Annotated in this window: 12 protein-coding genes; 2 read left to right on the top strand and 10 right to left on the bottom strand. The window is 68.7% G+C overall.

Annotated elements, in window-relative coordinates; genetic code table 11:
- Positions 1-37: 37 nt before the first annotated feature.
- The 7 genes from ABZ717_RS00495 to ABZ717_RS00525 all read right to left on the bottom strand — a co-directional run bounded on the left by ABZ717_RS00495 (position 38) and on the right by ABZ717_RS00525 (position 6,680).
- The gene (locus ABZ717_RS00495) at positions 38-496 is read right to left on the bottom strand and encodes a hypothetical protein (protein WP_358503266.1); all 459 of its coding nucleotides are present in this window, start codon (positions 494-496) and stop codon (positions 38-40) included.
- A gap of 79 nt (positions 497-575) precedes the next feature.
- Positions 576-1,235, bottom strand: coding sequence for an HAD family phosphatase (locus ABZ717_RS00500; protein WP_358503269.1), 660 nt, complete (start codon positions 1,233-1,235; stop codon positions 576-578).
- Positions 1,236-1,555: 320 nt separating this feature from the next.
- A complete protein-coding gene (locus ABZ717_RS00505; protein WP_358503272.1) occupies positions 1,556-3,229 on the bottom strand; it encodes a glycoside hydrolase family 3 N-terminal domain-containing protein in 1,674 nt (557 codons plus the stop codon).
- 132 nt (positions 3,230-3,361) lie between these two features.
- Entirely contained in the window at positions 3,362-3,868 is a 507-nt protein-coding gene (locus ABZ717_RS00510) for a PTS glucose transporter subunit IIA (RefSeq protein ID WP_358503275.1), read from the bottom strand.
- Between the two features lie 142 nt (positions 3,869-4,010).
- A complete protein-coding gene (locus tag ABZ717_RS00515; RefSeq protein ID WP_067607352.1) occupies positions 4,011-4,247 on the bottom strand; it encodes a glucose PTS transporter subunit EIIB in 237 nt (78 codons plus the stop codon).
- A 154-nt stretch (positions 4,248-4,401) separates the two neighbouring features.
- Positions 4,402-5,898, bottom strand: coding sequence for a PTS transporter subunit EIIC (locus tag ABZ717_RS00520; protein WP_358503278.1), 1,497 nt, complete (start codon positions 5,896-5,898; stop codon positions 4,402-4,404).
- 44 nt (positions 5,899-5,942) lie between these two features.
- Positions 5,943-6,680 (bottom strand): GntR family transcriptional regulator, encoded by a 738-nt coding sequence (locus tag ABZ717_RS00525; RefSeq protein WP_358503281.1) that lies wholly within the window; start codon positions 6,678-6,680, stop codon positions 5,943-5,945.
- A 429-nt stretch (positions 6,681-7,109) separates the two neighbouring features.
- Here ABZ717_RS00525 and ABZ717_RS00530 point away from each other — a divergent pair, with 429 nt between their 5' ends.
- Positions 7,110-8,153, top strand: coding sequence for an SIS domain-containing protein (locus ABZ717_RS00530; protein ID WP_358503284.1), 1,044 nt, complete (start codon positions 7,110-7,112; stop codon positions 8,151-8,153).
- Positions 8,154-8,229: 76 nt separating this feature from the next.
- Here the strand turns inward: ABZ717_RS00530 and secA are convergent, their stop codons facing one another.
- Positions 8,230-11,073 (bottom strand): preprotein translocase subunit SecA, encoded by a 2,844-nt coding sequence (gene secA / locus ABZ717_RS00535; RefSeq protein WP_358503287.1) that lies wholly within the window; start codon positions 11,071-11,073, stop codon positions 8,230-8,232.
- 331 nt (positions 11,074-11,404) lie between these two features.
- On the opposite strand from secA, the gene ABZ717_RS00540 reads away from it, so the two are divergent.
- Positions 11,405-11,935: a hypothetical protein gene (locus ABZ717_RS00540; RefSeq protein ID WP_358503290.1), complete on the top strand. Its 531-nt coding sequence runs from the start codon at positions 11,405-11,407 to the stop codon at positions 11,933-11,935.
- A 155-nt stretch (positions 11,936-12,090) separates the two neighbouring features.
- On the opposite strand, the gene raiA is transcribed toward ABZ717_RS00540, so the two are convergent.
- Both raiA and ABZ717_RS00550 read right to left on the bottom strand, forming a co-directional pair.
- The gene (gene raiA / locus ABZ717_RS00545; RefSeq protein WP_358503293.1) at positions 12,091-12,762 is read right to left on the bottom strand and encodes a ribosome-associated translation inhibitor RaiA; all 672 of its coding nucleotides are present in this window, start codon (positions 12,760-12,762) and stop codon (positions 12,091-12,093) included.
- Positions 12,763-13,620: 858 nt separating this feature from the next.
- Complete coding sequence (locus ABZ717_RS00550; protein ID WP_358503296.1) at positions 13,621-14,421, bottom strand: phosphoribosyltransferase family protein; 801 nt, start codon at positions 14,419-14,421, stop codon at positions 13,621-13,623.
- Between the last annotated feature and the right edge of the window lie 33 nt (positions 14,422-14,454).

Here is a 14,454-nt window from a genome sequence, read left to right on the forward strand (position 1 = left end):
AGTCCGGCCAGAGCCGCCCCGTATTCGACACCGAGCGTCAGCCGCGGAAGTCCTCGACCACGTAGCGGATCTCCTGGACGGCGAACCACAGCAGTTCGTGGTCGTCGGCGGCGCCGGACCCGGGGTCCTCCACCGCCTTGGCGACGTCCGCGACGGCTCGCTCGTCGTCCACGTGCGCCGCCTTCAACCTCTTGTAGGGGATGCTCGCCCGAACACCCACCCGCGCGACGCCGTCGCCGTGCCGGGCCTGGTGTTCGACGATGTGGTCGGGCATCTCTGCGGTCAGGACCACGCGTCGGCGCGGGGCCCGCGGGTCGGCGGCCAGCAGCCGCAGCGACTCCTCCGCGGCCGCGTACATGGCCTCGTACTCGGCCTCCTCGGGGTCACCGCCGGGCCCCGGTTCGGCCGTGAAGGCGGTCAGGGGCTCGGCCTCCAGGCGGCCCTCGTCGAGGAGGGCGGCCAGTGCGGGGACGGTGCTGGGCAGGAAGACGTACATCGAGGCTCCAGGGCGCGATCGGGTTCACTACGAGTTTCCCAAAGAACCCGAGGTGACCGGACCCGCGCCCCGTCGTGGATCAGACCGGTTGGCGTTGGTGGTCGCCCTCCGGGACCAGGAAGCGGGTCAGCGCCGCACGGGTGCTGTCCACGTCCGTGTGCAGGATGCCGGTCATTCCGAGGGACTCGGCGGTGGTGACGTTGTGTTCGAGGTCGTCGATGAAGACGCACTCCTCGGGCGCGAGTCCCAACCGTTCACAGGTGTGCAGGTAGATGCGCTCCTCGGGCTTGCGCATGCCCACCTCACCGGAGATGACGACGGTGTCGAAGGTGGCGGTGAAGCGCTCACGCGGGTAGCCGTTGCCCCAGGAGTTGGACAACAGCGCCGTGGCGTGCCCGCCGGTCCGGGCCGACCGGAGCGTTTCGTACATGCCGTGGACCGGGTCGAAGCGGGAGAACATCCGGTGGATGAGTCCCTCGGCCTCGACCGGGCCACCGTGGGTGGAGCGCAGCAGCGCGGCCAGGTCCCGTTCGAACTCGGCGGTGTCGATCTCGCCGCGTTCCAGGGCGTGCACGGGGTTGTCGGCCAGGCTGCCGTCGAAGTAGGGCCGGGTGACCTCGTAGTAGTGGTCGACGTCGATCGCGTCGTCCTGGAGCCAGCCCCGGATTCCGTCGATCAGTGGCGGAGTGAGCACGCCGCCCCAGTCGGAGATGACCCCTCGTCGGGTGGTGCGGTTCATCCGATCGCCTCCTCAGGTGAGCCGTAGGAACCACCCGCCCGGCTCCTCGAAGGCCGAGGAGTCGGGCGGGGAACCGTTCTTCCCGTTCCCCGCCCGACTCAACCTCGCGAACCGAACGACTCACCCCCGAAGGTTCCACCGCTGACCCAGGTCCGGTTCAGTGAACCACGGGGGGTTACCCGTTCGGGCGCCGTCAGGGTTCTGGAGGTGCCGGCGGTGGGATAGCACGCTTTTCCGCTATCCCACCAAGGCGCCGAAGGTTCCTGACTCCCAGGCGCCCGAACACGCCAAAGCGAAGCGGAGGCGCTAAAAAACACCGCCTAGTAACCGAGACCCGTGCCGGATTCCACGTCCGCGCCGGGGATGTCCACCGGCAGCGCACCCGAAGGTTCGACCTCTCCGGCGATGACCCTGGCGGCGGCCGTTCGGGAGACCTCCACCGCCGAATACAGGGCGAGGTAGCCCTCGACCTCGGGAATGACCTCCAGGTCGTAGGGGCCGCCCTGGGACACGGCCACGACCGGTGTGCCCGCGCCCTGCGCCGAAGAGACCAGGCCCTGTTGCTCGGTGGAGCCGCGGGCGCCCTCGGTACCCACCACGAGCACGTCCTCGCCGCTGTCCACGACCTCCAGGCCCGTGTCGGACAGGGCCGGGGCCAGGCTTTCGGAACCCACCCCCGCCACCCGCACCTTGGTGCCCCGTGCGAGGGGCAGGAGGTCGTTCTCGTTCCGCACCAGGGTCACCGAGGCCTCGGCCACCCGACGGGCGGCCTCGGCGTGCTCGGGGTCCTCCATGACCGCGGTGGCCGCGGCCGGGTCGATCGGATCGGCCTCCAGGATTCCGCGCTTCTCCTTGAGCGTCAGCACCCGCAGCACCGACTCGTCGACGCGTTCCTCGCTCAGCCGACCGCTCTCCACGGCCTCGCGAATCGCGGAGAGCGCGGCGCTCGGGTCCGGCGGCATCAGGAGTTGGTCCACACCCGCCTCGATCACGCGAACCGCGACCTCCCCGTCGTCGTGACGCTGACGCACGCCCTCCATGTTGAGGGCGTCGGTGGTGACCACACCGTCGTAGCCGAGTTCCTCCCGCAGGATCCCGTCGATGATCGACGGTGAGATCGTCGCGGGATCGGGGTCCTCGGAACCGTCCAGCTGCGGCATGAGCACGTGGGCGGTCATGATCGAGTCCACCCCCGCCTCCACCGCGGCCCGGAACGGCGGCAGGTGCTCGGCCTCCCACTGGTCCCGGGGCAGGTCGATGACGGGCAGACCGGTGTGGCTGTCCACGTCGGTGTCGCCGTGCCCGGGGAAGTGTTTGGCCACCGGCACCACACCGCTCTCGGCGTAGGCGCCGGCCTCGGCCAGCACCATCTCGGCGACCTTGTCCGGGTCGGAACCGAACGAACGGTTGCCGATCACCGGGTTGTTCGGGTCGGTGTTGACGTCGGCGTCCGGGGCGTAGTTGAGGTTGATGCCCACCGCGGCCAGCTCGGTGGCGGTGGTGGTGGCGCGCAGGGCCGCGAGTTCGGTGTCGCCGGTGGCCCCGACCGCCATCGCGTCGGGGAAGTGCGTGCCCACGGGCATGCGTACGACCCGGCCCTGCTCCTGGTCGATGCCGAGGAACAGGGGAACCCCCTGCCCCTGTTCGGCGGCCAGTTCCTGAACCCCGACGGACAGCTCGGCGATCTGTTCGGCGTCGCTCAGGTTCGCGTCGAAGTAGATGAGCCCGCCGGGGTTGTAGGACTCGATGAGCGTGGCGTTCTCCGCGGCCGTGGTGCCCTGGGCGGTGAGGACCATCAGCTGGCCGATCTTCTCGTCCAGGTCCATTCCGGCCAGGAGTTCGGGTGCAAGGACCGGCTCGAAGGGCTCGGCCGAGGCTTCCGGTGACTGTTCGTTCTCTCCGGGCGAGGTTCCCACCTCCTCGGGTGTCGTGGTGCAGGCGGTCATCATCAGGGCGAGGCCTGCGCAGACCGGGGCCAGGGCGTGCGGTTTCATGTGGGGTGTCATCTCCGGCGGTTCGCTTGGTGCGGCCGGAGAATACCCTGTCGGGTTCGGTGGGCGGGGTCACCCCGCCGGTGGCTCGGTTATGGCCTCGGCTCCGTCGAGGGCGTTCGGGTGGTCGGGTGTTCAGGGCCGGACCGGGTCCGGGGTCCACGCGAAGAGCTCGTCGCCGGCGGTGACGGCGCCACTCGCGTGCCCGCTCAGGGCGTCGCTGCCGGCGTCGAGTGCCACCACCGGGACCACGGAGGGTCTGCCCAGGGAGGCGACCAGCCCCGGCGACCACTCGATCACCGGAGTGCCCGCCGTGACCTCGGCGCCCTCCGAGACGAGGAGGGTGAACCCCTCCCCCGCGAGTTGCACGGTGTCGATGCCCAGGTGGACCAGGACACCGTGTCTGTCGTCCGGGGCCATGACCACGAAGGCGTGGGGGTGGAGCTTGACCAGGGTCCCGGATATGGGCGCCACCGCCTCCTGCCGGGACTCCTGACCGCCCTCCTGGCCGGGTTCGGGGTGTACGGCCAGCCCGGGGCCGACCATGCTCTGTGAGAAGACCGGGTCGGGCACGGTCTCCAGGGACATCGCCGTTCCGGTGACGGGGGAGAGTACGCGCAGCGCACTGGTGTGGTCTGACATGGGGGAGATCTTCCCTACGGACGCGACTTAATCCAGGATCACATCGACCAAAAGGGCCGAAGGGCCCGCGTTCTCTCCCCCACCCCGTCCCGGAACCCTCCGGCGGTCGCCCCGACGGCCGTTCCGGCACTCTGACCGGGGGTTACTCCAGCAGGTCCTGGATGTCGTCGGTGAGGCTGTCGGCCTCGGGTCCGACGACGACCTGGACGACCCTGCCCGAGACCAGCACCCCGTGCGCGCCGGCGGCCTTCAGGGCCTCCTCCTTCACCAGCCCCGGGTCGGCGACCTCGGTGCGCAATCGGGTGATGCAGGCCTCGATGTCCTCGATGTTGGCGGCTCCGCCCAGCCCGGCGACGATCGCCTCAGCCTTGTCGGCCATGTACCCTCCGCGCTCTGTTCTCGCGTGTCCGACGGACACGTCCACGAATCCCAACCGAGCTTAGAAGGTGATGGACCGCACACGCCAGGGTCGACGCCGACCGGTGCCCGGCGAAGGTCCCGGGGCACCGGTCGACGAGGACGGTCGGCGTGGGTCAGTCGGCGGGGTCCTTGCCGGCCCCGGCGGCCCCGGCGGCCCCTCCGTCCTCCCCCGTTCCACTCGAACCGGCGCGGTTCTCCTCGTCGGCGGCCGAGGTGGTGTGCGCGGCGACGTTCTCCTCCGGTTCGGCCTCCCTGCCCGGGGTGGGGATGTTCAGCTTCTTGATCAGCAGGTAGAAGATCCCGAAGTAGACCAGGAAGTACAGCACCCCGAACAACAGCAGGATCCCCAGACCCTCCGTATTTCCCTTGGTGGCGTTGAGCAACAGGTCGATCAGACCCGCGGAGAAGCCGAAGCCCAGTTGCACGTCCAGCGCGTTCAGCACGGCCATGGAGACACCGGTGAGCACGATGTGCACACCGAACAGCACCGGGGCCACGAAGATGAACGCGAACTCCACCGGTTCGGTGATGCCCGTGGCGAACGCGGTCAGCGCGGCCGGGATCATGATCGAACCGATCTGGGCCCGGCGGGCCGGGGACGCCGCCAACCACATGGCCAAGGCGGCACCCGGAAGACCGAACATCAACACGGGGAAGAACCCGGACAGCAGGCCGCCGGCGTCGGGGTCCCCGGCGAAGTACCGGGTGATCTCACCGTGGGAGACGCTACCGTCCTCGGCCGTGTAACTGCCCGAGACGAACCAGATGAACGAGTTCACCACGTGGTGCAGGCCCATCGGCAACAGGATGCGGTTGATGATCCCGTAGACGCCGGCACCCAGCGCGCCCGCGCCGATGATGGTCTCACCGAGGTTTTGGATCCACATCCCCACGATCGGCCAGATCAGACCCAGGGCCACACCCATGAGCAGACCGACCAGGGCCGTGACGATGGGCACGAAGCGCCGGCCGCCGAAGAAACCGAGCCAGGTGGGCAGCTTGATCCGGTGGTAGCGCTGCCAGAGCACGGCGGCGAGCAGACCGATGACGATCCCGCCGAGTACGTCGGTGGGGTTCTTGATCGCGTGGTCGATCGCCGGAGCGACCGCGTTGACCGTCTCGGGATCGGTGACGGGTTCCCGGGTGACCGGATCGATCGGGAGCGGATAGGAGGTGACCTGGGAACCGAGGTCGCCCTGGGGCCCGTCGAACGTGGCCATCGTCCAGGTCGCGACCCGGTCGAAGACCAGGTAGCCCACGACCGCGGCCAGCGCGGTGGAACCGTCGGCGCGCTTGGCGAAACCGATCGCCACCCCGATGGCGAAGAGCAGCGGCAGCGCCTGGAAGATGGCGTCACCGGCGGTGCCCACGGCTCCGGAGACCGGGTTCATCCAGGACATGCCCGGCAGTCCGCCCAGACCGTCGGCGCCGAGCAGGTCGTCCTGGCCCAGGCGGAGCAGGATCGCGGCGGCGGGCAGGACCGCGATCGGCATCATCAGGCTGCGGCCGAGCCGTTGGAGGACGGCCAGCGCGGACGAACCGCGCCCACCTCCTCCACCGGTACCACCGGATGGTTTCGGTGAGGTATTGGCTGCTTTCGGGTCCGACATGGCGGGGGGCCTCCCTTGGCGGTGCGCCGATGGGCGCGGGGGTGTCAGTCTCCGTGCCGGCGCGGGTCCAGCCTGGAGTGCAGCTGGTAACGGTCGGCACGGTAGGTGGACAGTGCCAGTTCCACGCACTGTCCCTTGGAGAAGCTGCGGCGCTGCATGATCAGCACCGGGCTTCCAGCGGGCAGACCGAGGAGACGGGAGTCGGCCGAGTCGCAGATCCCGGCCTCGATGGTCTGTTCCCCGGAATCCAACAGGATGTCGAACTCGTTTTCCAGGACCTCGTAGAGGGATCTCTCGGCGAGGTCGTGGTCCTCCAGTCCCGGCACCATCGCGGCCGGGATGTTGGAGCGCTCCACCGCCATGGGTTCGTCGTCGGCGGTGCGCATGCGTTCGATGTGGTGGACGAGGGTGCCGGGTGCGATGTCGAGCATGCGCGCGGTGTGACCGCTGGCCGGGATGACCTGGCGGATGAGCTCACGGGCGCCCGGTTCATAACCGCGCGCCCGCATGTCCTCGCTGTAGGAGGCCAGGACCAGGGACATCTCGATCTTGGGGCGGGCGACGAAGGTGCCCTTGCCGGGAACCCGGTAGATCTTGCCCTCGGCGACCAGGAGGTCGATGGTCTGGCGCACCGTCATCCGGGACAGGCCGTAGTCCACGCTGAGCTCGCGCTCGGAGGGGATCATGTCGTCCACACCCAGCCCCGCCGACGTGATCCGGTCCAGCAGCAGTTCGCGCAGCTGCACGTACTTCGGCATGGGATTGGTGGGATCGATCGACATGGGCGACCTTCTGTTCTGCGGTCGGGGTCGGGGTGGGGACGACCCTAGTGCCGTGTCGGCCGAGGTTCATCCCATCGCGGCGTTCGGCAGGGCGCCTCTCCGCTTTGGCGGAAAACCCACGTGGGAACCACCATGAGGGCTTCCCGCCGCCTTGCGACGCACCATCCTGAACGCCACTCCGTAACGGGCGAACCCCGACCGACGCGGCATTAGCGCGCGACCCGCCCTTACATTCGGGCTTCTCAGGGCAATTCGGCTGCGACTGGTATAGTCCGGACTAGACCATAGCCTCCGACTCCATGTCAATCCTCTGCCGACGACGTCGAGGCGAGCGTGGAACCACGGGCTCCCCGCCGTTCACCGACCTTCGGCGCGGCACCCGACGCCCGTCCAGGGCGACCCGTACACACCCTGGGAAGGTTGTTGCACATGACCACCACGACGAGCACGATGCGAGCGGAGATCGCCGAGCAGCCCGACGCTCTACGCCGCACCTTCGCCGAACTCCTCCCCCTGCGCGGGGAGATCGAGGCACTGGGCCGTCGCACCAAACACGTCCTCTTCATCGCACGAGGGTCCTCGGACAACGCCGCCGTCTACGGTGGTTACCTGCTCCAGGCCCACACCGGCCGGCTGGCCACCCTCGGCTCTCCGTCCATCGCGACCGAGTACGGGGCGAAGGTCGACCTGTCCGACGTCCTGGCGGTGGCCATCTCCCAGTCCGGCAAGACCGAGGAGATCGTCGAGACCATGCGCTGGGCCGCGAGTTGCGGCGCCCGGACCCTGGCCGTCACCAACGGCGCCGACTCGACTCTGGCCGACGAGGCCGACGTCGCCCTGGTCACCCGGGCGGGGAACGAGCTCTCGGTACCCGCCACCAAGACCTACAACTCCCAGCTGGCCGCTCTCGCGGTACTGGCTCTGGGATTGGGCGCCGACCTGGACCCCGGCGAACTCGACCTGGTCCCCCAGGGCATCGAGGAGACCCTCGCCGCGCCCACGGACGTCCTGGAGGAGATCGTCGAACGGATGGTCGCGGTGCGGGGCGCCGTGATCTCCGGACGCGGCATGGTCTACTCCACGGCCCTGGAGACCGCCCTGAAGCTCAAGGAGGCCTGCTACCTCCACGCGATGGGGATGTCCTACGCGGACCTGCTGCACGGACCCATCGCGGTCCTGGACCCGCGCACCCCGGCGGTCCTGGTCGCCTCACCCACCGGGCCGACCCTGCGGGGCACGGTCTCCCTGGCGGAGAAGGCACGCGCGGTCGGTGCCCCGGTGTTCGGCATCGGCGGTGGCAAGGCGTTGGCCGCCGCCAGTGACCTGTCCATCCCCGCCCCGGACGTGCCCGAGTGGGTTTCGCCGATGAACCTCATCGTTCCCGCCCAGTTGCTCACCGAGCACCTGGCCCGCCGTCTCGGCCACGACCCCGACGTCCCCCGCGGGCTCAACAAGGTCACCCAGACCTCCTAGGATCGCCCGGACACGCGCGTGGGCGCGGCCCCCGAGGGGACCGCGCCCACGCGCTCTTCGGTCAGGGAACCACCGGCTACTTGGCCGAGGCGTCCCCGTGGCACTTCTTGAACTTCTTGCCGGAGCCGCAGGGGCAGGGCGCGTTGCGCGCGGTGCCCGCGTACTCGTCGTTGGCCTCGCTGTGCCGTTCGACGGTGCCGTCCTCGCTGGGAGCCGAGTACTGCAACCGGCTGGGTCGGTCCTCGCCGAAGCCGGGAACCACCACGTCCTCGGCCGGAACCTCGGTGTCGGGGGCCTTGACCTCGGCGGCCTCCTCGTCCTCCGCCACCGCGGTGGCGACGGCGGTCGCGCTCGCGGTCCCCCCGCCGACCTTCGCGGCGGTCTGCGCGGCGGCGGTGGTGGTGAGGCTCGGCTCGGCCTTCTTCTGCACCTGGACCTCGACGTTGAAGAGGAAGCCGACCGACTCCTCCTTGATGGCCTCCAGCATCTGCTGGAACATGTCGAAGCCCTCGCGCTGGAACTCGATCAGCGGGTTGCGCTGAGCCATCGCGCGCAGGCCGATGCCCTCCTGGAGGTAGTCCATCTCGTAGAGGTGCTCACGCCACTTGCGGTCCATCACCTGGAGGATGACGCGGCGCTCGACCTCGCGCATGGCCTCCTCGCCCAGCTCGGACTCGCGGATCTCGTAGGCCGCCTTGGCGTCCTCGACGATGCCGTCGGCGATGAGCTCGGTGGTCAGCGTGTGGACGTCACCGTTCTGCTCGACGAACTCGTCGACGGTGAAGCTGATCGGGTAGACCTGCTTGAACGCCCGCCAGAGCTTGTCGAGGTCCCACTCGTCGGCGTCGCCACGGGCGGTCTCCTCGGTGACATAGCCGCGGAGCACCTCCTCCAGCATCTCGATGACCTGCTCGCGCAGGTCCTGGCCTTCCAGGACCTTGCGACGCTCGGCGTAGATCACCTTGCGCTGGCGGTTGAGGACCTCGTCGTACTTGAGGACGTTCTTTCGGATCTCGAAGTTCTGCGACTCGACCTGGCCCTGAGCGGAGGCGATCGCCTTGCTCACCATGCCGGACTCGATCGGCTGGTCGTCCGGGATGTTCAGCTGGTTCATGAACACCTCCAGACGGCTGGAGTTGAACAGGCGCAGCAGGTCGTCCTGGAGGGACAGGTAGAAGCGGGACATGCCCGGGTCACCCTGACGGCCGGAACGACCACGGAGCTGGTTGTCGATCCGGCGCGACTCGTGGCGCTCGGTGCCCAGCACGTACAGACCGCCGGCCTCGACGACCTTCTCGTGCTCCTCCTCGAACTCGGCCTTGGCCTTCTCCAGGGCGTCCGGCCAGGCCTCCTCGTATTCCTCCGGGGTCTCCAGCGGGCTCAGGCCACGGTTCTGGAGCTCCTCGTCGGCGAGGAAGTCGGGGTTGCCTCCGAGCATGATGTCGGTACCGCGACCGGCCATGTTCGTGGCGACGGTGACGCCGCCGAGCTTGCCGGCCCGGGCGATGATCGAGGCCTCACGGGCGTGGTTCTTCGCGTTGAGGACCTCGTGCGGGACGCCTTCGCGCTTGAGCATCCGGGACAGCAGCTCGGACTTCTCCACGCTGGTGGTACCGACGAGGACGGGCTGGCCCTCCTCGTGACGCTCGGCGATGTCCTCGGCCAAGGCCTGGAACTTGGCGTCCTCGTGCTTGTAGACGACGTCCTTGACGTCCTCACGGATCATCGGCTTGTTGGTGGGGATGGGCACCACGCCGACGCCGTAGGTCTGGGTGAACTCCGCCGCCTCGGTCTGGGCGGTACCGGTCATGCCGGCGAGCTTCTCGTAGAGGCGGAAGTAGTTCTGGAGCGTGACCTTGGCGAGAGTCTGGTTCTCGTCCTTGATCTTGACGCGCTCCTTGGCCTCGATGGCCTGGTGCATGCCCTCGTTGTAGCGGCGTCCCGCCAGGACACGGCCGGTGAACTCGTCGACGATGAGCACCTCACCGTCCTTGACGATGTACTCCTTGTCCTTGCGGTACAACTCCTTGGCCTTGAGGGAGTTGTTGAGGAAGCTGATCAGCGGGGTGTTGACGGCCTCGTAGAGGTTGTCGATGCCCAGCCAGTCCTCGACCTTGGCCACACCGGACTCGGTGATGCCGACGGTGCGCTTCTTCTCGTCGACCTCGTAGTCCTCCTCCGCCTTCAGGCGGGGAGCGATCTTGGCGAACTCGGAGTACCAACGGGAGTTCTGCTCGGAGGGGCCGCTGATGATGAGCGGGGTCCGCGCCTCGTCGATGAGGATGGAGTCGACCTCGTCGACCAGGGCGAAGTAGTGCTCGCGCTGGACCGTGTCCTTGAGCGACAGCGCCATGTTGTCGCGCAGGTAGTCGAAACCGAACTCGTTGTTGGTTCCGTAGGTGATGTCGGCCTTGTAGGCGTTGCGGCGGGCCTCCGCGCTCATCTGCGGGCCCACCACGTCGACCTCCAGCCCCAGGAACTGGTAGATGCGGCCCAGGTTCTGGGCGTCGCGTCGGGCGAGGTAGTCGTTGGTGGTGATGACGTGGGCGCCCTTGCCGGCCAAGGCGTTGAGGTACACCGCGAGGCTTCCGGTCAGGGTCTTGCCCTCACCGGTCTTCATCTCGGCGATGTTGCCCAGGTGCAGGGCGGCCGCGCCCATGACCTGGACGTCGAAGGCGCGTTGGCCCAAGGTGCGCTTGGCCGCCTCGCGAACCGTCGCGAAGGCCTCCGGGAGCAGGTCGTCCAGGGACTCCCCGTCCTCGTGGCGTTCCTTGTACTCCTGGGTCAGGGCGCGCAGCTCGTCGTCACTCAGATCGACGAAGTCGTCCTCAAGGAGGTTGACCTGATCTTTGTACTTATTGAGCCGGCGCAGGATCTTTCCTTCACCCGCGCGCAGGAGCTTGTCGAGTATGCCTGGCACTTCCTATGCGCTCCTCGCAGATCGCGGTCGTCTCCACTTTCGGTGGAGGGTCAGATCTTGGCCCGCTGACCGCACTCGTTTTCTCGTGGGAGGTCAGGGGATAACCCCTGGGTCCTCGGGCCTACATCCTAGAGGAACCCGACCGGCTCCCCGTCCTATCGACAAACGAGTTGGACGGGGGTGGATGTTCCCGCCATTTTGATGATGTTCGTGCAGACTCGCGCATTTCTTCGGGTAGTGCAACGGGTACAGGGTGTTCCGAACGCGGTTTCGTGCTCACACGTTCCGCGCGACGACGCCCGACCGGAAAGGCACCACCGAGGGAGGAGCCATGCGAGCCGGCAGGAAGCACGAAGGGGCCACGGCCCGAGACTTCGAGGACGAGCGTCCACCGGGGCCTCGAACTCCGGCCGACGCGATCGAGTCCGCGATCGAGAACCCGCACGGGAGACGCCCCCGCCCCTCCGAGGAGGACGATCCCGCGCTCGCCTGGGAGCGGCACCACCCCGGTGACGACGAACAGAGACGCCGAGGACGCATCCGGGGGTTCCAGCGCCAAGGCGGCTCGCTGGCGCCGAGCAGCGGTCACCGTGGCAGCGCGGCCTCATGGATCGTCGTGGCGCTCGCCTGCGTGGGCTTCGCCCTGGGCGGCCTGGCGATCGTCCTGGGCGGGTCCCCGTGGCTGTTGGTGGTGGGCGGTCTGCTGATGCTGGCCGCGCTGGCGGTGGCGGTGTCCTGCGACATCCTCTCCGACGTGGTGCTGGATCCGCCGCGCGTGGAGTCGGAGGAACCACACCAGACGCCGCTGCACCGCATCAAGCAGTCCACCGAGGAAGAGCGAACCGAGGGTTCCGAGGGTTAGGGGAGCGAAGGCCGGCCTCGGCCGCTTCGGAGGTCCGGCGAGGGGCCACCACCGGACCTTCCCCGCAGGAACGCGGCGGGCCCGGACGGGCCCGCCGCGACCGCTACGTCCTCACCTCCGGCGTGTTCGGATCCGAGGGCGAGGCCACGATTGCGCTAGTCGACCAGTCGCAGGACTCCGTAGTTGAAGCCCTTCCGGCGGTAGACGACGCTCGGGGTGTCCTTGACCTCGTCGTGGAAGAGGTAGAAGTCGTGGCCGATCAGCTCCATCTCCATCAACGCCTGGTCGATACTCATCGGCTTGGCCCGGTGGAACTTCTCCCGCACGATCACGGGAACGTCCCCTTGGGTGTCGAGTTCGACGAACTCGTCGGAGAAGCGGCCGTCGACCTCGACGCCGTCGATCTCCTCGTCCCCGCTGCGGCGGGCAGGGGGCGCCGTTCCACCGGTCGGGGCGAGTGAGGGCAGGTCTCCTGGGAGGTCGGCGGTCGCGGCCGCCACGGAGACGGGAGTGCGGTTGCCGCGGTGGACCTTGCGGCGGTCCGCGGACTTGCGCAGACGGGCCTCGACCTTGTCGAGGGCGAGGTCGAGGGCTCCATGGCGGTCCACGGAGGCGGCCTCGCTCCTGATGACCGGGCCGTCGGAGTGGATGGTCAGTTCAACCCGCTCGCGGACGTCGGCGAGCTTGGGGTTGCGCTCCTGGGACACCTCCACATCGACGCTCATGCCCTTGCGCTCCCACTTGGAGAGCCTGTCGAGCTTGGTCTCGACATGCTGTCGGAACTTCTCACTCACACCGGTGCGTCGACCCTTGACGATGATGTCCATAGGACCCCCTTCATCGCATGGCCGTCGTGAAGGCGACGGCCAGGCTGGTTCTACTCCCTCCCCGGGTAGGGAGGGGTGTGACGCGTCGACCCCCTTCCGTCGGCGGCGCGAGCCGGTGCACGGCCCGCTTGAAAGTGCGTATACCCATCAGGGACAGGGTCATCACCCGCCCCAAGGACATGATTGCCCGGAGCCGGTGAGCTGCGAATAAGGACCTTCCACGGGTTTAGGACATGTCCGGGCAAGTCGCCTGAATCGGTCATGAGAACCCGCGGTGGGAAAGGTGCGCGGACCCCGGTGAAGTACCCGACACGAACGTCGGTACGGTCGGGACGAAGGATGTCGGAAACGACGGGACGACCGCGATCGCGGGACGCCGCGAGGATCGCGAGAAAGCCGTCCCGGTCCTGGGAACGGTAGGGGGCCCACGCCCACGGGATCTTCACCCCGGACACGTCGGACCCCCGCACGTCGGCATGCCACCCGTCCGGCCGACCTGGTCTTCGTCCCCACATCCGCCTGCTGAGAGTGTCGCCGCTCTTGATCGCGACTACTGCTCTTCTCCCTGTCATGAGGGACATCGGGACCCTCCGCGGGGCAGGGCTTACCTCTAAGGCGCACCGTGATCGGTCGACGAAAAGTCGCCTTACGTGGGCCGTTTCGCCTGCGCCTGGCATCGGCTTGCCGGAGGAGCTCCCCGGTTTTCCCGGAGGCTCAGAGATTCCGACGCAACCACGGACCCGGACGGGTGCCATACCTGGACCGTAACCTGTCCGGGCCCGTATGTCAGGTGGAGAACCGGCCCTCGACCCACCCCTCAGGCCCGCAAAGCCTTACAGAAAGGCATCTTTCGCCTGTTCAGGGGGGTTTGTAAAACCTTGGTCCTCGAACATTGCCCGCGCCCGAAGTCGGCCGCTCCGACGCCCGTCCCCGCTCCGCCAGCACGACCGCGCCCAGGACCCGGGCGCCCTCCGCCCGCAGGACTCGGGCCGCCTCCGTGAGCGTCGCCCCGGTGGTGAGGACGTCGTCCACGATCACGACCGATCGGCCGGCCGGTTCGACCCGCCCACCGTGTTCGAGTCGGGCGAGTGGGCGGGCCGTGAACACCCCGGCCCGGTTGGTCAGGCGTTGTGCCCGCCCCAGTCCCACCTGAGGTCCGACCGGGCGCCGGTACGCGAGGACGGGTGCCGTTCCGGCCGCCCCGGAGGGGCCCGCGCCGCGGACGCACTCCCGCGTCAGCCGCGCCACCCGACCGCTTCCCGCTCTGGTGCCCCAGCGGCCCGGGACCGGAACGAGCAGCACGTCCGGACCGGCACGACCCGAGGCCCACAGTGTCCTGGCGAGTCTCTCCCCCAGCACACCGGCCAGCCGCCCGTCACCGTGTTCCTTGTAGGCGAGCAGGACCCGACGTTCCCGCCCCGCGTGCCCGCCCGCCGCCCAGGTCGGTGGGCATCCCCTCCGTGGCACGCAGGGGCGCGGCCTCTGGGCGAGCAACGTCCGGCAGTCGGGGCACAGCGGGCCGTGGGGCGCGGAGCAGCCCGCGCAGCGCTGTGGCAGTAGGAGGTCGAGAAGTGCGGTGAGGAGGGCCGACAGGTGGTGCACGAGCCCGGACGACAGGCCCGGTAGCCACCCCCGTGAGGGTGCGCCGTCTTGGTCCATGCCCTCAAGGGTGCGGGACCGGGCACCGCTCCA

It is taken from the genome of Nocardiopsis sp. NPDC006832 (assembly GCF_040635885.1).
In the GTDB taxonomy this organism is placed as follows: domain Bacteria; phylum Actinomycetota; class Actinomycetes; order Streptosporangiales; family Streptosporangiaceae; genus Nocardiopsis.

Coding starts and splice junctions, on each gene's coding strand:
- ABZ717_RS00495 (WP_358503266.1), bottom strand. CDS start 496: ATGTACGTCTTCCTGCCCAGCACCGTCCCCGCACTGGCCGCCCTCCTC.
- ABZ717_RS00500 (WP_358503269.1), bottom strand. CDS start 1,235: ATGAACCGCACCACCCGACGAGGGGTCATCTCCGACTGGGGCGGCGTG.
- ABZ717_RS00505 (WP_358503272.1), bottom strand. CDS start 3,229: ATGAAACCGCACGCCCTGGCCCCGGTCTGCGCAGGCCTCGCCCTGATG.
- ABZ717_RS00510 (WP_358503275.1), bottom strand. CDS start 3,868: ATGTCAGACCACACCAGTGCGCTGCGCGTACTCTCCCCCGTCACCGGA.
- ABZ717_RS00515 (WP_067607352.1), bottom strand. CDS start 4,247: ATGGCCGACAAGGCTGAGGCGATCGTCGCCGGGCTGGGCGGAGCCGCC.
- ABZ717_RS00520 (WP_358503278.1), bottom strand. CDS start 5,898: ATGTCGGACCCGAAAGCAGCCAATACCTCACCGAAACCATCCGGTGGT.
- ABZ717_RS00525 (WP_358503281.1), bottom strand. CDS start 6,680: ATGTCGATCGATCCCACCAATCCCATGCCGAAGTACGTGCAGCTGCGC.
- ABZ717_RS00530 (WP_358503284.1), top strand. CDS start 7,110: ATGACCACCACGACGAGCACGATGCGAGCGGAGATCGCCGAGCAGCCC.
- ABZ717_RS00540 (WP_358503290.1), top strand. CDS start 11,405: ATGCGAGCCGGCAGGAAGCACGAAGGGGCCACGGCCCGAGACTTCGAG.
- raiA (WP_358503293.1), bottom strand. CDS start 12,762: ATGGACATCATCGTCAAGGGTCGACGCACCGGTGTGAGTGAGAAGTTC.
- ABZ717_RS00550 (WP_358503296.1), bottom strand. CDS start 14,421: ATGGACCAAGACGGCGCACCCTCACGGGGGTGGCTACCGGGCCTGTCG.